The organism is Mesorhizobium sp. M0909 (assembly GCF_040319515.1).
Taxonomy (GTDB): Bacteria; Pseudomonadota; Alphaproteobacteria; order Rhizobiales; family Rhizobiaceae; genus Mesorhizobium.
Genome location: NZ_JAMYOA010000014.1, coordinates 51,021 through 72,748 on the forward strand (window position 1 = coordinate 51,021; position 21,728 = coordinate 72,748).

The window sequence follows — 21,728 nt, forward strand, 5'->3', positions numbered from 1 at the left end:
AACATGATCGAGGGAGTATCTTCCAGAAAACACTGCATCCGAATGGCCGAGGAGGATTTTCCCTATGGGGAAAAAAATGAAGTTGCTGGATATCGTTGGGCGGTTGTCGGAATTTGACGAGGAGGACCCGGTCTACGCAGCGGAGCCCACAATCTACGCGGCGGAGCCTTGGACAGAGGATTCAGACGCGATGGTTTTGCCTCAGCAGGATGGGGTGTTGGTACCACCCGAGGCAGCTAAAGAGGGCCTGGCATACTTTCTCGAAATCAACCTTGCGATCGAGATTACCGAGGCTTTGGTTGCATCGCAGAAAGAAAAGCCAAGCATTTCCGCCATCTGCGAACGGGTTATTTATTATGCCACCTATGATGCGTGAGAGGTTAAATGTTGACTAACCCACGTTATGACGGACAGCCGCTGCTTAGGCTGCTCGATGTTTATGTGCTCTGGGCGATCGGAGAACTTTCTCAAGAGTCGGAGGATGGCTTGAAAAGGATGGCCCCCAAACTGCGATCTATCTATGGCGGCGACGGACAATGGCATGACGCAATAGCCCACTCTATGCACATGCCCGAGGGAATGCCGGCAGCAATCCGGGATATGTGGGCAAGGAATCTCGAGATCGCCCGCGTCAATGGTGTAACCCTCCCACCCCAGAAATTTGCCGAGATGTTCGTGGACGAAAATTTCGTGGATTGAATGTTCTGCATTGATTGGAATTGCTGTTATGGCTGGCGCTCTACGGCGCCCCGCTGTCCTGCCGGACATCTCCCCCACGAGGGGGGAGATTGGCTGTCGCCGGCGCTTTCGCTACGCTCAATAATTACCGTTATAATAACGGTCGTCGCAGGGCGCGGTGTAGATGCGGCCGTAGCGATCCTGATAGCGGCAGAGCTGTTCGCCGCGCGGTTGCGGGGTGGTGGCGTTGCCGACGACCGCACCGAGCAGGGCGCCGCTGGCTGCGCCGATAACCGTGCTTTTGGTGTTGCCGCCTATGGCCTGGCCGGCGAGCGCACCGGCGCCGGCGCCGAGCAGCGCACCGGTGCTGGTTCTCTGCTGTGCTTCGGTCTGCGCGCAGCCTGCCAGCGCGGCGGTTACGAACATGGCGGCAATGGCTCTGGATACGGTCATCGTCTGATACTCCCTTGAAGTCTATGAACTAATACGCAGGCTGATTTTGCCAAGTAGGGTCGCATTTGCGGCGGAACATAGGCACCGTGCCTCACGAAATAAGACATGGTTGTTTTTGTCTGACGGCCGGAGACGACGGCTCGGCAAGACGATGCCCAAACGAGACTGATCTTTGACGGCCCATGTGCCCGATCTGCTTTTTCTACGCAGCGGCTAACTCTTCCTCAAATCCCAAAAATGGAGAAACCAAATGACCCGAGGTCTTGCCCGGACGCTTTCGCGTGCCGCCGCCAGAGAAGCCGGCCTTGCCCCGCCCAAGGCGGGGCTTGCCGTCAGGACGACCGGACAGGGCGGCGCCTACCGCTCCGTCTTCTCCTTCAATGCCATGCCGGTGCCGGTCACCGATGCACTGGCCTATGCCAGCCAGAAGCTCTTTGACTTTCTCGATGGCAAGGTGCGGATCAAGGGCGGCACGGCAAGATTGCAGTTCGCCGTGCTGACGCCGCGAGCATCGACCATCAACGACAATGCCGCGCTGACCTGGTCGCTCGGCTCGACGGCCGCATCGACCCCAGCGCTCGCCTTGACCATGGTCAATGTGCTGGCCGCGACCGGCCGCACGCTGGACGGCGCGGGTGCTGCGCTGTCGAGCGCGTCGATTGCCGATGTTGCCGCAGCCTTGACGCTCGACGGCACCGTGACGCCGGTCGACCTCTATCTCAACCTGGCGTTTGCCACCGGCACCGACATCGATGCCGACGGCACGATTGCCGTGACCGGCACTGTCGCGCTGCTCTGGGAGAACTGGGGCGACAATGCGTAGGCGCCAATCTCCCTCCTTGAGGGGGAGATGTCGCCGAAGGCGACAGAGGGGGTCGGTTCGACCGGGCGCGACCCCCGGCGACAGATGAGGTCGGCGCTCCACGCGCGGCTACCCCCTCTGGCGTGCCGGCCATCTCCCCCTCGAGGGGGGAGATACCAAGTTCACCGCCGGTGCTCTCATCACCGGCCTTCAAACTCTCAGCAAAGGAATCTTCTCATGACAGATCTGGCAGACGCCGGGTCCGTGGTGGCGGCGCCACCGGCGGGCAACCTTGCACGGCCACCGGCCAACGGGGACAACGGGTCCGCCCCGCCTACGGCCCAAAGTTGGCTTGACGGTCTTTCCGAAGGCAACCGCAAGCTCGCTGAAACCAAGGGCTGGACCAAGCCTGAAAGCCTCGATCGGGTTTTCGCCTCCTATGCGGAGCTGGAGCGGCAGCAGGGTGAGAGCCTGCGCGTTCCGGCAGCCGATGCAGCCGCGGAAGACTGGGACAGGTTCCATGCCCGGCTGCCCGAGGCGATGCGTCCGCTGACCTCGCCCGAGAAGGTCGACTACCGGCGCCCCGACGGGCTCCCCGAAAACTTCGCCTATTCGGACGAGCTCGCCAATGCGTCCAAGGCCTGGGCGGTCGAGGCAGGTGCTACCCCGAAGGTCGCACAGGCCTATCACGACCGCTTTGTCGGCTACATGGCCGAGCAGGCCAAGGCACAGCAAATCGCCGTTGCTCGCTCGGTCGAGACGACGCATGACGACCTCGTGCGGGATTGGGGACCGACCGGCAGCGATGGCTTTCGCCAGAAGCTCGAAGTCGCCAACCGGGCGATGAAGAAGCTCGGCCTGGTCAATGCCTACAAGGCGAAGGGCATCCTTCTGCCGGACGGCGCCTTGACCGACCCGCAAATCGCCAAGGCGTTCCACGCTATCGGCGAGGCGATGTTCCGCGAAGACACGATCGACGGCAATGCTGCCTTGAGCGGAGGCAACCCCTTCAAGCGCAATGCCGCCGGCGAGCGCAACCTGACTGGCATCTCGGCCCTGGTCAAAAGCGATCCCGCCCGCGCCCGGCGGCTGGCACGCGAGGCCGGCGAAAACCCCGACCTGTGGATGCCCAACAATCCTCTTTAACCCAAACCTGAAGGAAGACAAAAATGGCAGACGCCTACACCCGTATCGCGGACGCGATCGTTCCGTCCGTCTACGCGCAATACTCGTTCGAGGAGCACGTCCAGTCGCTGGAGATTTACCAGGCCGGGATCCTGTTTTCCGACCCGTCGATCGCCTCGAAGCTCAGCCTCGGCGGGCGCTCCGTCGACATGCCCGGCTGGAAGGACCTCGGCAACGATCCCTCCGAGCCGGTCAACGACGACCCGGCCGACTCGATCGAAATGAAGAAGATCGGCGCGCGCCGCGAAGTCGCGGCCCGCAATGTGCGTGCGCAGGCCTGGGGCATCCCGGACCTGACCTCGATCCTTGCCGGCGACGATCCGCAGAAGCTTATCGTGCGTCGCCAGACCGACTACTGGCAGCGCGCCAACAAGCTGACGCTGCTCGGCATCCTGAAAGGCGTGCTGGCCGACAACATCGCCAATGACGGTGGCGACCTGGTGCGCGTCACCGGCGCCTCCATCGTCGACACCGACATCATCGAGGCCGCCTACCTGATGGGCGACCGCGCCGACAAGTTCAAGACGATCTGGATGCATTCGAAACAGATGAAGGCACTGAAACTCGCCGACCTCATCGACTATGTGCCGTCGTCCGAGCAGGGCGGGCCGCTGATCCCCTATTACATGGGGCTGAGGGCCGTCGTCGATGACGACATTCCGGTTGCCGGCGGCGTCTACACCGCGTTCATGTTCAAGGACAAGGCGATTCTGTGGAACGAGCTGCCGGTAAACACCGAAGGCGGGCCGCTCGAGTTCGACCGCAAGCCGCGGCAGGGCCATGGCGGCGGCGTCACTGAAATGGTCGGCCGCCGGCATTTCGTGCCGCATGTGCCGGGCACCCGCTTTCTCGACGCGTCCTCGGCCGGCGAATTCGCCACCGATGTCGAGTTGGCACTGGCGGCAAACTGGGACCGCACGGCCTCGAGCGTCAAGCACATGACGTTCATCGCGCTGAAGACGACCGAGTCCTGATCGGCGAAGGGGCGGGCGTCCGACGTCTCGCCCCTTCGGGACGCCAGGTCGGCCACGGTGGCGAATCCCAAGTTCACCCGCTGCGCTGCGTCAGAGTGATGTGAATTTTGGGGTTCGCTACAACATTCATGTTGCCCTTTGGCCAATCGACGGCACCAAACAGTTACAAGAAAGGGCGATGCTGACTGTCTCGGCAAGGGAGGTAACTATGAACATGAAGTACAAAACAGTTCAGGAAGTGCTCCGAAAAGCGGGGATTGTCATGAGCAAGAAGGGGGAAGTTCATCGCATAAACTTCTTCAGCGGTCTGCAAAACACCGCCTACTACACGCCGAGTCTTCAGGATGCCCTGGACAAGGGCTTGGCTATGGCAGGAGGTGCCGGAAGGGTGAAATCAGGCGCCTTTGTCAAGTCAGCCGAAACAGGGCAGTGGATCGCGACCAGCGCACGCGTCGGCTGACACAATCAAGGCAAGACATCGCCGCGTTGCGCGGCGGTGTCGTGAAACTGCAATAGCCCAAGCATTGCCGTCTTTCTTGCTCGAATGGGAAAAAGACGGCTGACGAAGCGTCTGCCACGCCATTTCCTGACGGGCGGTTGGTGGCGTGACGGCCTCATGCACGAGACGTGCAACATCTGCCCAAGCCAAAATCACAAGAAATCCCCAGCCGCCTCGAAGCGGCTTTTTGCCGTGGAGGCACCATGCCCCGTTTTCCCCGACCAACCACACAGCCGGAGGCCTGAGCTATGGCCATCACCCCGCTCGACATCGCCAACATGGCGCTCGCCGTGCTCGACGAGGCACCGATCGACAGCCTCGACCAGGACGCCAAGGCGGCGCGCCTGCTCAATCTGCATTTCGACCTGACCCGCGAGGCCGAATTGACCAAACATGCCTTTGTCTTCGCCATCCTGGCAACCTCGGTCGCCGGCTTCGACACCGGCAGCGGTGCTGGCACGCTGAACTTTGCCTATGAGCTTCCCGCCGATTGCCTGCGGCCCTTGCCGCTGACGGGGAATGGCGAGCCGGACGGCGTTCCGCTCTCATGGCGGCAGGAGGCTGGGCTGATCTATTCCGATCAGGCCGGCCCGCGCATCATCCGCTATGTCGCCAACCTGACCGACCCCAACGACTGGGACGCGCTGTTCAGCGAAGTGATGGTGGCGGCGCTCGCCGCCAAGATCGCGCATCCCTTGACCCACAAGGCCGGCATGATCGACGTCGCCCGCAGCGCCTATGACAAGGCGCTGGATGCCGCCTACTCGGCCAATGCTATCCAGCGCGGCGGCAGATTATCCAGAACCTCCTGGGCTCTCCAGCGCGGCGACAACAGGTTCGTCGGCCGATGACCACGCTCTATCCGGTCCAGGACGCTTTCATCCGCGGCGAGATTTCTCCCCGCTTGCATGCTCGCGCCTCGCTCGAGCTTTACCGGGCGGCGCTGTCGAAATGCACCAACTTCGTCACGCTGCCGCATGGCGGCATCAGGAAGCGCGGCGGCACGTATTTTTGCGCTGAGGTGAAGGCTCCGTCAAAGGCGACACGGCTGATCCCGTTCATCTTCTCGGCCGACCAGGCCTATGCGCTCGAATTCGGCGATCTCTACATCCGCGTCTATGCCTATGGCGCGCGTGTCGGCACGGTCGAAGTCGTTTCGCCTTATCTCGAGGCCGATCTGTTCGACCTGCAATTCGTCCAGTCGGCAGACCAGATGTGGATCACCCACAAGGATCATCCGGTCAAAGTGCTGACGCGCACCGCGCACACGACTTGGACGCTCGCCGATTTCGTCTTTCTCGACGGCCCATACGACAAGATCAACACCACCGCCACGACGTTGACACCGGCCGCAACCGGCAACGCCATGCCGGTCATGGCCTCGAATACGCTGCCAAGCGGCACGGTCAGCAACAGCAACGGCTCATCCGACGTGTGGCAGGTGTTCGATGGCGACAAGCAGAAGGGGGAGAACATAGCGGGCTTTCCCAGTGGGTATCTGCGTTACCAGTTCGGCGGCGGCGGGTCCAAGACCGTCGACGCCTACTGGATTACAGCGACGAATGATCACTCAGACACGGCATCGCCAACCCAGTGGCAGTTCCAGGCCTCGCACAACGGCACCGACTGGACGACGCTCGACAGCCGGGACGGAGAGACCGGCTGGTCCAAGTCGGAAACCCGCTTCTTTGACGGCTTCAGCAATACGGTTGCCTATGAATATTATCAGCTACTGTTTTCAGGTGGCGGCAGCGATGGAACCGCTATCGCCGAACTGGCCCTGCACGAATACGCGCCGTCGCAAACGCCGTTCGATCTTTCGGCATCCTCGATCGTCGGCATCAACGACGGCATCGGCTTCCAGACCAGCGATGTCGGCCGCGCCATTCGTCTGCTTGGCGCGGATGGCTTCTGGCGCTGGGTCAAGATCGTTGCCCGGACCAGCGCCACGGTGGTCACGGTCCAGTTGTACGGGCATGCTCTGCCCGATCTCAGCCCGATCATCCGCTGGCGTTTCGGCACGTTCGTGCCCGGCAAGTATGTCCAGAGCGGTTCGCTTTACGAGGAGCGTCTGGCGTTCAGCCGCAAATTCTCGGTCTATGCCTCGCAAACCGGCGATTTCGACAACTTCGCCACCGGTGAGAAAGACACCGACGCGCTGGAATTCGTGCAGGCAGGTGGCGGTCAGGCCAATGACATTACGTGGGTGGCGGAATCGGACGGTGCGCTGATCATCGGAACGCTTGTCGGGGTGAGGGCCCTGTCGGGCTCGGGCATCGACGAGGCGCTGACGCCGTCCTCGTTCAAGAACCGCCGGTCCCGGACTTTCGGTTGTGCCCCGCTGCGTCCCGTCGATGCCGGGCAGTCGTTCCTCTATGTGACCCGCTCCCGCAAATCGATCGCCGAGCTGACGCAAAACGCCACCGGCCGCTTCACTTCCGACGATGTCGGTCAGATATCGGAGCACATTCCGAAGAAAGGCGTCGTCGAACTCGCCTTCCAGACCGACCCCGACCCGCTGCTGTGGTTTCCGCTCGGGGATGGCGAGCTCGGCGGCTACACGCACCAGCCGTCGCAAGACGTTCGCGGCATGCATATCCACCAGATCGCCGGAAGCTTCGCTGGATCGAACTGGGCTGTTGTCGAAAGCGCCGTGGTGACGCCCGGCCAGGACGGCAACGACGATCTCTGGCTGATCGTCAAGCGCACGATCGGCGGCGTGACCAGGCGCTATATCGAAATAAAGACCGCGCCGTTTGAGTATGGCGTGATCGGGGATGCATTCGAAGTCGACTGCGGCCTGACCTATGACGGCGTCGCTGTCGGCACGGTCTCAGGGCTTGGTCATCTCAACGGCGAAACAGTCGACGTCCTGGCCGATGGCAAGGTCTACAAGGGCCTTGCGGTGGCGGCTGGCGCGGTTTCGCTGCCCGGCGGGGCTACGGCAGCCAAATGGCAGGTCGGGCTCGGCTACCAGTCCGAAGCCAACACGCTGGAGCTCGACGTCGGCGGCCGCGACGGATCGATCGTCGGCCGGCGCAAGAAGGTGGCCAAGCTCATTCTTTCGCTGCTGGAAACCGACACAACCGGGCTTCAGGTCCAGTCGTTCATCCGCGGCCGCTGGGAGCAGGTTCGCATCCCGTCCGTGAATGCACCCGACGGCATGGCGAAATTGTTCACCGGCAATGTCGAGGTGCCGATCGACGATAGCTGGGAAGGGCAGGGGCGGGTGCGCATTCGCCATACCAGCCCGACGCCCTGCACGATCAGGGCGATGACGCCGGTGTTCGACGCCGAGCCTTAGGAACTGCTGATCTCTCCTCTCGAAGGGGAGATGTCGCCGAGGGCGACCGAGGGGGGCGGTTCGTCCTGACGCGGCCTCCTATCGGCGCTCCACGCGAGACGACCCCCTCTGGCCTACCGGCCATCTCCCCCTCGAGGGGGGAGATCACCTCTCTGTCCTCCATCGCTTCCCCAACCAAGGAACCTACCGTGACTCAAATCCCCCATGCCGAGCAACTCGGCAAGGCGCGGACGGCTGCCGATTTCGCTGCCATCCGCGCCTTGCTCGACACCGACCTTAACAATGCGATCGCCCGCAAGCAGGAGCTGCAACAGGCCGAGGATCGCGCGATTTTCGGCGAGGGCGACCTGGCGGCGGCGCGTGCCGCATTAGACGACTGCAACGATGCAATTGCGCTCGTCGAGAGGACCATCGAGGCGGCGGACAAGCGCCGTATCGCCGTCGCCCGAAGCGAAGCCCGCGTCGATATTGAAGCGCTTGGCGCCGAGATCCGAACAAAGGCGGCCTCCCTCGGTGAGCGCTGGAAGAGCGTTCACGAACTGATCGAGCAACTGCGCCAGGAGCTGTTCGCGGCCGATGCCTTGAGCCGCGCCATCATCGCCGCCAACGGCCATTTCGATGCCAACGGCGCCGTCGGCCTGAAGGTCAACCTGACCACCATCCGGCGCACCGCCATGGCCGACCCGCGGGCCACAGCACCCACGCGTCTCAGCCGCCCGGCAATCCAGGCCGACCGGCTGCTTTTGTCCTTCCTCAGCCCGGGCGGCGTGCTCGACCGGCGCCCTGCGATCGGCGCGCCGGTCGACGGCATCAAAAGCAAATTCATTCCCGCCGGCGAACGAGGCTGACCATGTGCACACTAGCTCTTATCGGCACGGCGCTTTCCGTCGGCGGCGCGCTGGCAGAAGGCCAGCAGTCGAAGCAAATGGCCGAGTACCAGGCCAAGGCCTATGAACAGCAGGCGCGGGCCGACGCCCAAAGCTCGGCCTTCGAGCAGGGCCAGGAGCGCCACAAGCAGGATCTCCTCCAGGCTCAGGCGCGTGCCCAGGCCGGCACTTCGGGCGTCGCCATTTCTGGTTCCCCGACCGAGGTGCTGACGGCCAATGCCAGGCAGGGCCAGCTCGACCTCAAGGCGATCCAGTACGGCTCGCAGCTGCGCCAGAACGGTCTCGCCACGCAAGCGGCGATCGCGCGCTTTTCCGGCAGGCAGGCGGTGGGCGCCTCGATCTTCAAGGCCGGCGGCAGCCTCGTGTCGGGCATCTCCGGCCTCTACGACCCGGCCAAGACGGTGACGTTCGGCAGAAGCGCCTTCCCGCCAGCGCCGGGTGGAGGCCTCTACTGATGGCCACCATCCCGCTCCAGCTTGCCCAGCGCCGCCTCGACACCGGCACTGTGGCCTCCTATCCCAACGGCTCGCCGGTGGGCGCCGCCATGCAAGGCTTTGGCGACGAGTTGTCGGCGATTGCCGAACGCTTCCGGCAGCAGAAGCAGCAGCAGGATGCGTTCGACGCCGACATTATCGGCCGCGAGCTGAACGCACGCATAGCGCACGCCGAGGCCGTGGCGGTGCAGACCGCGCCGGCCGACGGCGGCGGCCTGCACGACTTCATGTATGGCCAGCTCGACCCGCGCAGCGACGGCGTCGTCAAGCCCGGCCTGTTCGACCAGATCTTCGACGACACCGCGGCGAAAGTGCCGGAGGGCGAACGCGCCAATTTCCTGGCGCAAAAGCAGGCGTTGCGGCTCGCCGGCTCGGCGCGCATGGCCGCGCAGCAGCACGCGCGGCGCCAGAACTACGAGCAGGCCGAGTGGAGCAAGGTCGAGGACGGCTACACGAGCGCCATCGCGCAGGGCGACCCGAACGACAGCGGCACGTTCGAGGCGATCAGGCAGAGCGGACTCGAGCTGATCGGCAAGATGGGCAACCCGGCGGCCCGGCAAGCCGCCGAGGCCGCTTGGCGCGGCAACACGGCCAAGGCGCTTGCCCAGGCGATGATCGCCCAGGACCCGAAGCGCGCCGCGGAGATGCTAGGTGGGGGGTCGGGAGCGACTGACGGCAGGACCAAGGACGATACCGTCGAGGCTGTGAGTGGGCCTCCGCCGGATGGAACTGCCGCACCGGCTTCGCTCCGTGACCGCGTAGGCAAGCTTACGCCGGACCAAACGTTGGCGCAGGCTTTTGGGGGCGACATTGCCCCCGAAGAGCGGCCAGGGTTGGTCCAGCAGGCCCGAGCCGCCGACGCGATGCGGCAAGTCGAAAAACGCACAAACATTATGCTGGCCGAGCAGAATGCGCCGGCCGACATCAGGGACAATGGAACCTATTCCGGCCCGATCCCAACGCCGGAACAGTTCGTCGCTCTGTATGGCGCTACCGAAGGCGCCAGGCGCTTCGAGGCGTTCAACAGGACCGTTGAGGTTAATCGTCAATTCCACGGCATGCGCGACCTGTCGAATAACGCCGTGCGGGCCATGGTCAAGGACGCCGACCCCACCGCAGATAGTTCAACGCCGGAAGTGGACAAAGCGCGCCATGACGCTATCGCCACCGCCGCGGACCTGACGTTCAAGGCCAGGCAGGCCGATCCGGGCGGCTATGTCCGGGAGGCATTCGCGAACCTTGATGCGGCCTGGAGCAACCTGTCGAAGCCGGGAGACTATCGGGCGGCGATCATTGGCTCCATCGCCGCCCAGCAACAGTTGGGTTTTGAGACCGCCCAGCCGCTACCCAATTCCGTTGCTGAGGACATTGTCGGCAGACTCAAGGCCCAGCCGCAAGACCAGACCGCAGAGCTGCGCAATGTGTTCGCCGCACTACCGAATCAAGTCGCGCGCGAAGCAGTGCTGAACCACCTGCTTCAGACCAGCGTATCCCAAACGGACAACAGCATCGCGGACAGGTCGTTCCGGGCAGCTGTAGTCGACCCGATGATGCTGCTCGATTTGGCCAACACTGTCGAGCCAGGACGATCGGGAGCAAACGCGGAACTCACCAACTACCTCCCGACGAATCAAGAGTGGCTCGGGAAATTGATAGCCGGCGACAGTGAGCGGGGGAGCCTAGGGCGTCTTCTCGCGCAAAAACTCGTGGGCTCCGATGGGCTTGGCGAAGACAGCATCTCGGTGGCCGACTTCACGCCGTTGGGGACGTCATTTGCACTGGAGAAGGCTGGAAATGCAGCGCTGGAGGGCAACTACGACGAAATACTGCTCAATGCCGCGGGCGCAATTCCTGGCAATAGGTTGGCGGCGGTGGCCCTGGAACGCGCTGCCGCGAAGATTGCCAAGCCATGGGTAGAGAAACTCCCAATATTTTCGAGGCTGCCAACTGGCCTAGCCGAAGGCGGCGAGGCGCTTGTTCATGGTGTAGATGCCGAAACCCTTAGACATCAGCAAGCGCTTGCGCGCTCGGTCTCGCCACCAAGCCCACGCCGGAAGACGCGAGCCGGTGAAATGTCCGATAGTGCCTTTGATACCGCGTTACTAGGTGCGATGCTTGCTAGGGATACGTCCAAAGTTAAACATGCCGAGGCGAAGGTTGGGTGGTCTCCATTCAAGGACTATCGAAAAACCTTTTTCGACGCGAATCCTAGTCTCAACAAAAGCGACTACATAGTGCATCATGGCGTCGAGCAGGGAGTTTTTAAAAGGTATCCCGGGCTTTTTACAGAGCAAGAGCTGCATTCAATCGAGAATCTTCGCGGAATCCGGAAAGAGTTCGACATAAATTTGCACCAGAAGGTAATTCGGAACGAGTGGGAATATTTCTACAAGAACAACCCTCACGCTACCCGCCAGAAGGTCCTTGACTATGTTACTGAAATCGACAAGAAGTATGGACATTTGTTCGATCCACCAATAGGTGACTGATGAGATACTATGACATTCTGCCCGATGTGGCCGGTGGATTGGGTGACGGCACTATCATGGATACCAGTGTCCACCCTCCTATCGTGAGCAAGCTTGTGTACCAGATGGAGGGATGGATCGGTGATGTTCTTATAACAAGCTTTCCATGTTTTCTCGTGACGGAAGAGGCCGCGCACGCATTATCAAAAATCGGCTTCACCGGAGCGGCATTCGCCCCTGTTGAAGTCATAACGTCCGAAGATTTCCGCGAACAGCAGCCCGAGGTAGAGCTTCCATCTTTCGTGTGGCTGAAGGTGAGCGGGAAAGCGGGTCACGATGACTTCGGCATCGCCAAGAATTTTAACCTCGTCTTATCGGAGCGAGTCTTCGATGTGTTTGATGAACGAGGTCTCCCTTCCGCTACGATCAAACCGTTCCACGTTCGGCAAGAGTAGGCTGGTGCCGTCAGATTGATCGGCTGATTAATTGGAGATCGCAATGTTCGAGACATTTCGCCAAAACTTCCCGGTGGATAGCAGGGTGCCCGCGGACACCGGCAATTTCTCCCTGGATACGAAAGTGCCTGGGTTAGCCGAGTTGCTGACCAGCTTCGGCGGTGCTTCGTTCAAGCACGGTTTGTACAGGATAATCCGGGCGCAGGACGTGGCACGTTGGAACGCACGTGTCTGCCTGGGTTTTCCGGAATTCACCGGCCGGATCACCTGCTTTGGTTATGATTGGCTGGGGACGGCGCTTGCAGTCGACAGCCAAAGGCTGGAACAAGGGGAACCTGGTGTCGTGATGTTCGAGCCCGGCACGGGAGAGGCGCTCCAAGTGCCGGCCAACATCCGCACCTTCCACGAGGTCGATGCCATAGAGGATGAAGACGCGGCGTTGGCCGCCAATCTTTACGCTGATTGGGGCGAGGCTGGTGGCGCCGAGCCGGCTTACAACCAATGCATCGGCTATAAGATACCGCTGTTTCTCAACGGCAAGGACGAAATCAAAAACCAGGAGCTGTCGGACCTGGAAGTTTATTGGCACATAATGGGCCAACTTATTGCGAAGGTGAAAGACCTGCCACCGGGAACACCTGTCAATATCCGAGACCTTCTCTAAAACAGGGGTTTTCCGCTGAGCCGCCACTCGGGACTCCCGTTCGAAGCATGGCTAGAAGCGGTATTTGCCTCTGGTCCGAAGGGGTGCGACCCCCGCGGTCTGTGATGCGCTATCCGTTTTGTGGCCGGACGGTCCGGGTAGAGCGTGCCGCAACTAGCCAGCGGTCTGATTGTGGTCACGATGCTGGCTTATGGCCTGATAACCGCAGAGCGATCCCAGTCGGTGGTGCCTTCTGGATCGCCTCCCATTTCAGACGAAGGATTGACCTGTTGCGCACTGACTCTTTTTCGACCATGGCAAGGATCGTTTTTCTGCTCACCTTGACCGGCGTTCTCCTGCTCGCGCTTTCGCCGGTGCGCTTCCTGCAGGAGTTGGACCTGGGCTTCACCTTCCACCACGACAAGCTCAACCACGCCGCAGCATTCGCGGTGCTGGCGGCGCTTGGAAGCCTCGGCTGGCCGGAACACAAGACGAGACTGGTCCTGCTCCTCGCCATAACCGGCGCGGCGATCGAGCTTCTTCAGGGCGCCCAACTGATCGCGCGCGATATGGATATCCTCGACTGGGTCGCCGACTGCGCCGGCATGGCCTGCGGACTGGCGGCCATGGGCGGCACAAGAAGGCTGATTGGCGGATTGCTGTAGCCCGTTGCCGCTCTCTGTCCGGAAAATCGCCGGCTGCGCCGGATAGCGCGGTGTCCGGCCGCGTAGCTTAAGTTTCCCACCGACAGCACTGAACCCCTTCCAGCCTCGCTTATGCGGGGCTTTTTTTATGGAGCAAAGCCCTCATGTCCCGACCTGCAACTGCCGCCGTTCGTCTCCTGACCGGCGAACGCGAACCCGTGCGCCTCGCGACCACGGCCGACATCCTCCTGCATGGCCTGCAGGCGATCGACGGCGTGCCGGCCGAGGTCGGAGACCGCGTGCTGGTCAAGGACCAGGCCGACCCGACGCAGAACGGCATCTACACGGCGAGCGCAGGCGAATGGTTCCGCGCCGCCGATGCCCGCACTACGCGCACCCTGCAGAAGGGCACGACGGTCCACACCCAGATCGGATCGGTCAATGCGGACCGCGTGTTCGAGTTCACGGCCGACGAACCGGCCGTCGGCGCCGATGCCATCACCATCGCCGCATCCGTTCCGCCCGACATCGCGGAGATGGTCGATGAGGTCGAAGCGTTGCGCGATGAAACCCAGGCGCTGAAGGATGCTGCCGAAGCCAGCGCCGGCCAGGCATCCGCCAGCGCCGCCGCTTCCGCCGCGAATGCCGGCCAAACCACTGCCGACCGGGCTGCGACCAATTCCGATGCCGTCGCGGCCGCGGCGGCCGTCATCAGCGCTCAGGCCGCACGCGACGCTTCACTCTACGGCAAGGGTATTTTCCCGACGACTGCCGCGGCAATCGGCTTCGGCGTCGCCGGCAACGGTGCGATCACGCCAGGCTCGGGCGGCGCCAACGGCATGTTCGACCTAGCGTTTACCGGCGGCACCGGTTCGGGCGCTGCCGGCCGCTTCGTGGTGGCAGGCGGGGCGCTGACGCAGATACTGATCACGGCGCCGGGCTCCTACACAGTGGCGCCGACGTTCAGCTTTGCGGCGTCGGCAGGGCTCGCCGGCGCCGCCGCTGCGGCGGTGCTGGGCAGGAATGTCGATGTCGGCGAGTATTTCTGGACCGAAGTTTCGACTGGTTCTTTGGGGTTGTTCAATGTCGGGGCCGGACCGGTAGCGGCTGATACGGGTGTCCGGGCGGCAACGGCTGCTCTCCTTTCGAGCGTCGATAGCCTAGCAATGATCGAAGGCCTTAGCGTTCCGACCGCCAGGCTAACAGAGGCGGCCGGATCAGTCAGCCCATCTGTATATCGATCCTACTCTTTTGTGTCGGGCGACACGATCGAGCACATTGCCATTGCCAAAGCTGGAGAGCGAAGCATTCTGCAGCTTATCCACGCGGGGGCTGGTGCGGCCTATACAGCCAACTTCAATCTTGAGGAGGGTATCGTCTCAAGCAGTTCAGGCGCGAACCTCGTCAGCGCTGCCATCACAGATATTGGCTCCGGCTGGTACGAGTGCAAGGCTGTCGTCCTGGTTGCGGCAAATATTACGAACAATGTGCAGGCACGTATGTCGGCTGCTGGCGTTTTTCCGTTCACCGGCGATGGAACCAGCGGTATGTACATTCGCAGTGTCGTGCTCCGCAAGCAGGGCCTGCCGGCTAACCTGTTCCCGAGCAGCGACCCCGCCAACGCAGCCTTCACGAAGCAGAACGTGACGGTTACCACCACGGTCAGCCCTTATGAACCGGTGCTGATCTCCCTGCCTCCGCTTGTCGATGGCCTCGACGTGACCGTCAGAGGCCGAATGACGGCATCGAAGCTTGTCGAAATGGTCGGCTCTGGCAATCCTTCCGTTTATCAGGGCAGGTCCGTGGTCAATGGCGACAATATCGTCTGGAAAGTCACCGCCAAAAAGGCCGAACGCAATCGTCTCAATCTCTACTCCAACAACGCCGTCATCTTCGACTGCACCTTCAATCTCGATACCGGGACCGCGACCGGCACAGGCGCGAGCATCGTCGCTCTTGGCAACGGCTGGTACGAATGCACGGTTACGAAGACGGCAACAGCCACGGCCGCGACGAACTGGCAACAGCGTATTTTCCCGTCTGCTGGCGGTCACCCGTATGTCGGCGATGGTGTGTCTGGATTCTATGTCCAAAGGTCGGCTCTAAGCATTAATGGTGGGCCGAATGTCTTCTCGTCTTCGGAAAACCTCTCCAACTCGGCCTGGACCAAAAGCGCCGGCGTGACGGCAGTCGCCAATGGCGCTCTGTATCTTGGCCTATTGTCGGATCCGGCCAACATCGGCGGCGACCCATATGACGACGGCTCTGCCGCCCTGGTTGGCAAAAAATTGACCCTGATCGGCTCTAGCATTTCGGCCGGAGCCTACTACGTTCCCGTCCTCGCCGGTCTGACCGGTATGGTCCCTACCAATCTAGCGGTCAGTGGCTCGGCCTTGGGGCTGAGCACCACCGCCTATCCGAGCTACGGAATGTCCAATGCGATCGCCAACATTCCGGTCGACGCGGAGTTGGTAATCTTGGAGCCGGGCCCGAACGCCTTTGGCGCGCAGGAGACGCCCCTGGGCGCTCTCGGCGACACGACTTACGCCACTCACTATGGTTCGCTGTGGGCGGCCTGCGCCGCCATCCGAGCGCGTGCGCCGAATGCCAAGATCGTCATGATTGGTACCTACAGCGGCGGCCCTGGACACGCGACGCACCGGATAGGAAGAATAAACGGTCAAGGCAACACGCTGGTCCAGTTCATGAAGGCGGAGCGGGAGGTAGCCGATATGCTGTCAATACCGTTAATTGACGTAGGAGGCGAGAGCGGCATCGGCTACCTGACCTCGTTGCTTTACATGAGCGATGAGCTTCATCCGACTGCTACCGGCAGCCTGCGGCACGGAACTTTCGATGCAGAGGAACTTCGTCGTCTCTCGCGCCGGGGCTTCTTCGGAGCCTAGACTGGAGTGATCCTGTGTGGCAGATGTTCGCGAATGCGCGTCTTCTCCACCGTTCTAGCTCTTCGCCGCCGCTTTTGGTCATGGATCGCCACTGGCGCCGCTAGGGAAAATGCCGTCATCGGGCCGCGCACGAAGTTTGGCGCCGGGGCGGAAATTTTCAATATCCGCGGCGACCGGTCTCGCGTCTCGATCGGCGCGGACAGCCATTTGGATGGGCATTTGCAGGTGTTTGCCCACGAGGGTCGGATCAAAATCGATGACTGGTTTTATCTTGGTCCAGGCTCGACGATTTGGTCGTCGGACCCGGTGGGGATCAAGATCGGCAAACGAGTGCACGTCTCATGGGGCGTGGCGATCCACGACACCAATTCGCATCCGATGGACCCGCAGAAGCGTTTTGCTCAGATGCAAGCCATCTTTCGTGAGGGCCATCCGCATGTCGACCCGGGCATTCGTTCGGCGCCGATCACTATTGGAGATGACGTCTGGATCGGCAATAGCGCCATGGTCATGAAGGGTGTCACCATCGGCGATCGGGCGATTATCTCGGCCGGATCGATTGTTCGACACGACGTCCCGGCCGATTCGTTGGTGCGGCCAGAAGACCTAGTGAAGTGATGCCTTTGGCTGCCGCTCATCAATGAGCGTCGTGCCATCGTATATGGCTACATGTCGATGCGGTTATCCAGCATACATTTCTCGTCTCCGTTTCAGGTCGCTTCGACAAAAGGCATATGCTTGATACGCTCCCATTGATCCTTAGCGGTAGTTCCAGACCAGCGGTTGCGCAGGGTGCTCTCTCGATAGGACTGAGCCGGCTCCAATCCCGGCATGTCCGAACCGTTAGGTAAGAAGAACGCGTTCCCCCCGGCGGACGAGACGGCAACGAGCTTGTAGCCGTACTTCTTGCAGAGATTGGCCAGGGCGGTGATCGATGCACCGTGATACCAGCCACTGTCGTGCTTGGCGGTGCGATCGAAAGCGTGATCATACGGCACTGTGATAGGATTGAGACCAAAACTGGCGTTGTACTCCGCCACAATGACGGCCGGCCGCACTGGCAGCAAGGCTTGCAGAAACCAGTAGTCGTTTCCATCGACATCGACGGAAAGGACTCCAAGTTGCGGAAAATGCGTGGCGAGACTTTCGATGTTGTTGAGATCAATGAAGCTCTGGCGCACTTCAATCCGCTTTGGAAGCAGCGAGCGCGCTAACCGCACGGTCGTTGCGTCGCCGTCGACGAGCAGACCCCTGAATTCACTAAGCCCAATGCAGTTGTATTCCGTCGGATGGAAGCCAAATTCCAAGAACGTTTTCGGGCTTTGGCCAACAATCTGCGACAGGATCACACTTTCATCTGATTGCGGAGACCCGGCAAGGCGAGCCTTTGCGAGGTGAAAATAATATCGGAGCGGACTTGAGCGAAGGAAAGCATGCATGCGCGATTGGACATTCATCAATGAATGACTCCTGATCGCCCGCCCGCGGCCAATTATTTGCGACAAGCGGCGGCGGTTTGCAAGCTTGCAAACACCCGCGCCCGCCAGTCTGGACGCCGTTTGAAAATCGCCGAAAAGACGTCGGAAGAATTGCTCTGCGAGGGCCGCTCGGGATGCTGTGCGCACCAACAATGGCACACCCGGCCGACCAAAAATTCCTACAGCTGGAGTTGTATTTCGGAATTGTCGGGGTTATCGGTGACGCGGACCCGTCGCCGGCGGAGCCGCTACCGTCTGCTGTCCTGCGGCTTCTGGTGAGGGTCCAGGCTTTTCGACCACCAGATAAAATAAAGCGAACCCATCTTCATCACAGGCACGCGGCGGTCGCGTTCGCGGGCTCGCAACTCACGATAGGTCTTCAGCTTCAGAGTGCCGCCCGGCAACCTGATACGCACTGCCATCGGTCCAACTCCCGTTGTGCAACGCAGCAATTTTCGTGCAATGCGGTAAATAGAGACCTTCCCTTACGGAAGAGTCAACAGCAGCCTCATCAACTTATTTTGCGAGCTCGCCTGCGGAGGCTGAGCGGGCTCCCAGGCGCATGCCAGGTCGGAAGAATTGGGACGTTCACCGTGGCGACTGGTCGTCAATGAGTCGCTGTCGGTTCGACCACCAGGTGAAATAAACCCGGCCGATTTTGACGACAGGTATGCGGCGGGTGCGCTCGCGATCGCGCAATTCGCGGTACACTTTCACCTTCAGCGTGCCGCCTGGCATTCTGATACGTACTGCCATCGGCCCCCGCCTGATTGTGCAATGCAGCATCAAAACCTTCCGTGGCGGAAGAGTCAACGCCTGTCCGCTGACTTTTTCTGGGATTTGTCGAGCGGTCTCGGAAGTTTGGCGCGCACGGCGGTTCCTGATCCGGCACCGAGGCATCAGTGCCGGGTCAGGATCGTCGGGTGCCCGGGCTATTTCCTGGGCGAGGACTTGTTGGGTGACGATGGGCGATCGGACATGCCGCTCGGCCACCAGATCACGAAATAATTGCCGACCTGCCAAACCGGCACCTCGCGCTTCTGCTCGCGCCGCCGCAGCTCGTCCCTTTTCTTGATCTTCAAGGTCCCGCCTGGAAGCCTGATTCTTATCGTCACGTGTCCTCCCGTACCCGCTACAGGTACGAACGATAGACGGGAACAGTTTCATCCCGGCTAAGCAATTTCATCCAGGTCGAGCAATTTCGGGCGGTGGACGCAGGAACCGGGCCGGAGCGAGATCGCCGGAACTGGCTTCATTTGAAGAAATCCGCAATGCCGTTGATGGCCAGCACCGCATAGACGATCGGTCCGGCGATAAACGCACAATAGAGGCAGAGGATCGCCGCCAGCACCAGCAGCAGCGGCTTGTCGCGACCGACGGCGCGGAGTTCGGACTTCACCGTCCAGCGTGCCGCAGCGGTTTGTTCATCATCAGACATGTGCACCATCCCGCGGCCATTTCACATGGCGGGTCGAAAACATCAACCTGCTTGCCACATCGGCGCGCGCTGCCGCCCAATTCTGCTCTGCCGCCACGCACGTGCTGTTTAACCTCAAAACCCTGCCCGCGAGGGCGGAAAGGAAACCTATGGACCTTTTGTTCAAGGGCGCCGCCAGGCGCCTCGATGATATAGACTTGCCGAAACTCGGCGCCCGGATCGGCGTGGGCGAGGACGAGATGCACGCGTTCCTCGATGTTGAAACGAGCGGGCACGGCTTCGACGCCTTTGGCCGGCCGGTCATCCTGTTCGAGCCGCACGTCTTCTATCGCAACCTGTCGGGTGCCAAGCGGGCAAGAGCGGTAGCCGCTGGCCTCGCCTATCCGAAGTGGGGCGAGAAGCCCTATCCCAGGGGTGGCTACCCACGGCTCAAGGCAGCTTGTGCGATCGACGAAACCGCGGCGCTCAAATCCGCGTCATGGGGTCTTGGCCAGGTTCTCGGCGAAAACCACGCCGCCGCCGGGTTTGCGACAGTGCAGGCCATGGTGGAAGCCATGATGGCCGACGAGGAAGCCCAGCTTGAGGCCGCGATCAACTTCATCAAGACGAACAAGCTCGACGACAATCTGCGCAATCATGACTGGGCGGGCTTCGCCAAGGGCTACAACGGCGCCGGCTATCGCAAGAACGCCTACGATACCAGGCTTGCCGAGGCTTATCGCAAATGGTCGCGCATCAAGGACACGCCTTGGCTGTCTGCCGGCCCGGTGTCGTCGGCGGTCGTCCCTGCAGCTCCGCCAGAGCCAGCGAGCCCAATTCCCGTTCCACAAGCGGCCGCCACGCACGCGCCTCCTGGGCCTCCTGTGCCTGCCGCCAAGCCCGGCTTCTGGGCAGCGCTGATCGCCACCATCCTCAAATTATCAGCAATCCTCAAACTATTCGGAAGGAAATGACATGTGGACCCGGATCAAGAGCTTCTTCCGCGACAGCGAAACAATATTCTGGGCGCGGCTTCAGGCGGCTATCGGCATCATCGCGAGCATCGTCACCTATGTCGACCCTCAGGTTCTTTCGCCGGTCATCCCAGGGGAATGGTTCCCCTGGTTTCTTGTGATCAACGGCGTCTTGACCGAGTTCCTGCGCCGCCGCCGCGCCGAGGATTTGTGATGACCGCGCTCCTCGCCATTCTCAGCGCCATCATCGGCAACAAGGTCGTCATGACGGTATTCGCTGCTGTGGCCGGCGGCATCGGCCTTTACATTGCAGGCGGCATCAACCGGGCGAAGAAGGAGGCGGTCAAACAGGCCGAGGCAAAAATCGCGGCCGCCGGGGACCGCCTCGAAATGAACCGCGAGGCTTCCGCCGAATGGCGGAAGGCCGCCGGCATGACCGATGCGGCAGCAAGAGCGGAGGCTGAGAAATGGGCAAGGCGCTGATCTTCTGCCTGGTGCTGGCCGGCTGCACGACAACCGCGCCGGCCGGCAATCCGCGGCAAGTCTGGTGCGACCAAAGTCAGCCACGCCGGCCATCCGCCCCGGTCGTCGCCGCCATGACCCGGCCCGAGCTCGACGAGATGAACGCCTTCAACGGGCAGGGCGCCAGATGGTGCGGGTGGACGCCATGATGCATGAGCTGCTCGACGTTCTGGGCATCAAGGCGCCGGTATTGGTCGCCGGCCTGTCCGGCGGCATTTTGCGGGCCTTGTCACGTCACCGCTACAAGGTCCGCGAAATGGTGGCCTCGCCGATCTGCGGCGCGCTGGCGGCGGCCTATCTGACGCTGCCGGTCGTGCATTATTTCCGCGCCGCCGGCCTGCCCATTCCTTCTCCCGACGACGACACCACGACGCTGGCCGCGGCCTTTCTGATTGGCGTATCGGCGATGTGGATCTCGGATATCGTCTTCGAAATGATCGTGCGCCGGTTCGGGCCGGTGAAGGAGGAGTAAGCCGCCCAAGCCTGACTAAGAGTGACGTCAGTTGAAGCCCGCCGCGCCGAAAGGTGCGGCGGGCTTTTGCATTTTTCCTGGCAATCTGTACGATCTTTTCTTTGCGAGGGCGGCTCGATCCGGCGCTTGCGAAACCAAGATGCGCGTTAGGCTTCACGGGAGATGGTGTCATGCTTGGCAGAGTCCTGACACAAGCGGCAGTCCTTACAGCCGGGGCGCTTCTGTTTGCCGCGACGGCCGACGCCCGGCCGGACAGCCGCGCGATGACATGCGAACAGACGCAGCTTCTGATCCAGAGGCATCGCTCGGTGGTGCTGACCACCGGCCAGAACACCTACGACCGTTACGTCCGCCAATTCGGCAATGAATGCGACTGGCCGCAAGTGCCGCGCGCCGCTTATATCAAGACGCGTGACGGTCAATGTCTGGTCTATCGCTGCCAGGAGCCGGTCTTCGACCTCCCGAATTGAAAG

The 21,728-nt window shown here is 61.6% G+C and carries 28 protein-coding genes; 22 read left to right on the forward strand and 6 right to left on the reverse strand.

The window, feature by feature from the left end; all coding sequences use genetic code 11:
- The first annotated feature begins 76 nt into the window (after positions 1 to 76).
- Positions 77 to 376, forward strand: coding sequence for a DUF7716 domain-containing protein (locus tag NKH83_RS21180; RefSeq protein ID WP_164759187.1), 300 nt, complete (start codon positions 77 to 79; stop codon positions 374 to 376).
- 8 nt (positions 377 to 384) lie between these two features.
- A complete protein-coding gene (locus tag NKH83_RS21185; protein WP_352807205.1) occupies positions 385 to 699 on the forward strand; it encodes a hypothetical protein in 315 nt (104 codons plus the stop codon).
- A gap of 117 nt (positions 700 to 816) precedes the next feature.
- Here the strand turns inward: NKH83_RS21185 and NKH83_RS21190 are convergent, their stop codons facing one another.
- Entirely contained in the window at positions 817 to 1,131 is a 315-nt protein-coding gene (locus NKH83_RS21190) for a YMGG-like glycine zipper-containing protein (protein ID WP_352687421.1), read from the reverse strand.
- A 250-nt stretch (positions 1,132 to 1,381) separates the two neighbouring features.
- Here NKH83_RS21190 and NKH83_RS21195 point away from each other — a divergent pair, with 250 nt between their 5' ends.
- The 14 genes from NKH83_RS21195 (at position 1,382) to NKH83_RS21260 (ending at position 17,010) form a co-directional block, all read left to right on the forward strand.
- Positions 1,382 to 1,954: a hypothetical protein gene (locus tag NKH83_RS21195; RefSeq protein WP_352807207.1), complete on the forward strand. Its 573-nt coding sequence runs from the start codon at positions 1,382 to 1,384 to the stop codon at positions 1,952 to 1,954.
- A 216-nt stretch (positions 1,955 to 2,170) separates the two neighbouring features.
- Positions 2,171 to 3,079, forward strand: a complete 909-nt coding sequence (locus tag NKH83_RS21200) for a hypothetical protein (RefSeq protein WP_352807210.1) — start codon at positions 2,171 to 2,173, stop codon at positions 3,077 to 3,079.
- Positions 3,080 to 3,102: 23 nt separating this feature from the next.
- Positions 3,103 to 4,092 carry a Coat protein gene (locus NKH83_RS21205; protein ID WP_352644941.1) on the forward strand — a complete coding sequence of 330 codons (990 nt, stop codon included), beginning with the start codon at positions 3,103 to 3,105 and terminating at the stop codon, positions 4,090 to 4,092.
- Positions 4,093 to 4,300: 208 nt separating this feature from the next.
- Positions 4,301 to 4,552, forward strand: a complete 252-nt coding sequence (locus tag NKH83_RS21210) for a hypothetical protein (RefSeq protein ID WP_352807214.1) — start codon at positions 4,301 to 4,303, stop codon at positions 4,550 to 4,552.
- A 287-nt stretch (positions 4,553 to 4,839) separates the two neighbouring features.
- On the forward strand, positions 4,840 to 5,442 hold the full coding sequence (locus tag NKH83_RS21215) for a phage connector family protein (RefSeq protein WP_352807217.1): 603 nt from the start codon (positions 4,840 to 4,842) through the stop codon (positions 5,440 to 5,442).
- Positions 5,439 to 7,895, forward strand: a complete 2,457-nt coding sequence (locus tag NKH83_RS21220) for a phage tail protein (protein ID WP_352807218.1) — start codon at positions 5,439 to 5,441, stop codon at positions 7,893 to 7,895. The genes NKH83_RS21215 and NKH83_RS21220 overlap by 4 nt, the downstream gene beginning before the upstream one ends.
- Positions 7,896 to 8,083: 188 nt before the next feature.
- On the forward strand, positions 8,084 to 8,743 hold the full coding sequence (locus NKH83_RS21225; RefSeq protein ID WP_352807220.1) for a hypothetical protein: 660 nt from the start codon (positions 8,084 to 8,086) through the stop codon (positions 8,741 to 8,743).
- A 2-nt stretch (positions 8,744 to 8,745) separates the two neighbouring features.
- Positions 8,746 to 9,237: a hypothetical protein gene (locus NKH83_RS21230; RefSeq protein WP_352807223.1), complete on the forward strand. Its 492-nt coding sequence runs from the start codon at positions 8,746 to 8,748 to the stop codon at positions 9,235 to 9,237.
- Complete coding sequence (locus NKH83_RS21235) at positions 9,237 to 11,765, forward strand: hypothetical protein (protein WP_352807225.1); 2,529 nt, start codon at positions 9,237 to 9,239, stop codon at positions 11,763 to 11,765. Before NKH83_RS21230 ends, NKH83_RS21235 begins: the two co-directional genes overlap by 1 nt.
- Complete coding sequence (locus NKH83_RS21240; RefSeq protein ID WP_352807227.1) at positions 11,765 to 12,199, forward strand: hypothetical protein; 435 nt, start codon at positions 11,765 to 11,767, stop codon at positions 12,197 to 12,199. Before NKH83_RS21235 ends, NKH83_RS21240 begins: the two co-directional genes overlap by 1 nt.
- Positions 12,200 to 12,242: 43 nt before the next feature.
- Entirely contained in the window at positions 12,243 to 12,863 is a 621-nt protein-coding gene (locus NKH83_RS21245) for a DUF1851 domain-containing protein (protein WP_352807229.1), read from the forward strand.
- 269 nt (positions 12,864 to 13,132) lie between these two features.
- Positions 13,133 to 13,507, forward strand: coding sequence for a hypothetical protein (locus NKH83_RS21250; RefSeq protein ID WP_352807232.1), 375 nt, complete (start codon positions 13,133 to 13,135; stop codon positions 13,505 to 13,507).
- A gap of 143 nt (positions 13,508 to 13,650) precedes the next feature.
- Positions 13,651 to 16,392, forward strand: a complete 2,742-nt coding sequence (locus NKH83_RS21255) for an SGNH/GDSL hydrolase family protein (RefSeq protein ID WP_352807235.1) — start codon at positions 13,651 to 13,653, stop codon at positions 16,390 to 16,392.
- Positions 16,393 to 16,425: 33 nt separating this feature from the next.
- A complete protein-coding gene (locus tag NKH83_RS21260; protein ID WP_352644928.1) occupies positions 16,426 to 17,010 on the forward strand; it encodes an acyltransferase in 585 nt (194 codons plus the stop codon).
- A gap of 92 nt (positions 17,011 to 17,102) precedes the next feature.
- Here NKH83_RS21260 and NKH83_RS21265 read toward each other — a convergent pair whose 3' ends face one another.
- The 5 genes from NKH83_RS21265 to NKH83_RS21285 form a co-directional block, all read right to left on the reverse strand.
- On the reverse strand, positions 17,103 to 17,849 hold the full coding sequence (locus tag NKH83_RS21265) for a hypothetical protein (RefSeq protein WP_352475728.1): 747 nt from the start codon (positions 17,847 to 17,849) through the stop codon (positions 17,103 to 17,105).
- A 269-nt stretch (positions 17,850 to 18,118) separates the two neighbouring features.
- Positions 18,119 to 18,292, reverse strand: coding sequence for a hypothetical protein (locus NKH83_RS21270; protein ID WP_352475495.1), 174 nt, complete (start codon positions 18,290 to 18,292; stop codon positions 18,119 to 18,121).
- Between the two features lie 166 nt (positions 18,293 to 18,458).
- Complete coding sequence (locus NKH83_RS21275) at positions 18,459 to 18,626, reverse strand: hypothetical protein (RefSeq protein WP_352475494.1); 168 nt, start codon at positions 18,624 to 18,626, stop codon at positions 18,459 to 18,461.
- Between the two features lie 176 nt (positions 18,627 to 18,802).
- Entirely contained in the window at positions 18,803 to 18,952 is a 150-nt protein-coding gene (locus NKH83_RS21280; protein WP_023721750.1) for a hypothetical protein, read from the reverse strand.
- Positions 18,953 to 19,122: 170 nt separating this feature from the next.
- Positions 19,123 to 19,308: a hypothetical protein gene (locus NKH83_RS21285; protein WP_254820493.1), complete on the reverse strand. Its 186-nt coding sequence runs from the start codon at positions 19,306 to 19,308 to the stop codon at positions 19,123 to 19,125.
- Between the two features lie 149 nt (positions 19,309 to 19,457).
- Between NKH83_RS21285 and NKH83_RS21290 the strand changes: the two genes are divergently transcribed.
- From NKH83_RS21290 to NKH83_RS21315, 6 genes are all read left to right on the forward strand, one after another.
- Positions 19,458 to 20,261, forward strand: coding sequence for an N-acetylmuramidase family protein (locus tag NKH83_RS21290; protein WP_352475493.1), 804 nt, complete (start codon positions 19,458 to 19,460; stop codon positions 20,259 to 20,261).
- A gap of 1 nt (position 20,262) precedes the next feature.
- Entirely contained in the window at positions 20,263 to 20,475 is a 213-nt protein-coding gene (locus NKH83_RS21295) for a hypothetical protein (protein WP_352475492.1), read from the forward strand.
- Positions 20,475 to 20,744, forward strand: coding sequence for a hypothetical protein (locus tag NKH83_RS21300; RefSeq protein WP_352475491.1), 270 nt, complete (start codon positions 20,475 to 20,477; stop codon positions 20,742 to 20,744). The genes NKH83_RS21295 and NKH83_RS21300 overlap by 1 nt, the downstream gene beginning before the upstream one ends.
- Positions 20,729 to 20,932 carry a hypothetical protein gene (locus NKH83_RS21305; RefSeq protein WP_352475490.1) on the forward strand — a complete coding sequence of 68 codons (204 nt, stop codon included), beginning with the start codon at positions 20,729 to 20,731 and terminating at the stop codon, positions 20,930 to 20,932. Before NKH83_RS21300 ends, NKH83_RS21305 begins: the two co-directional genes overlap by 16 nt.
- Positions 20,932 to 21,255 carry a hypothetical protein gene (locus NKH83_RS21310; RefSeq protein WP_023675762.1) on the forward strand — a complete coding sequence of 108 codons (324 nt, stop codon included), beginning with the start codon at positions 20,932 to 20,934 and terminating at the stop codon, positions 21,253 to 21,255. The genes NKH83_RS21305 and NKH83_RS21310 overlap by 1 nt, the downstream gene beginning before the upstream one ends.
- Positions 21,256 to 21,425: 170 nt before the next feature.
- The gene (locus NKH83_RS21315; RefSeq protein WP_352475489.1) at positions 21,426 to 21,725 is read left to right on the forward strand and encodes a hypothetical protein; all 300 of its coding nucleotides are present in this window, start codon (positions 21,426 to 21,428) and stop codon (positions 21,723 to 21,725) included.
- Positions 21,726 to 21,728: the final 3 nt, after the last annotated feature.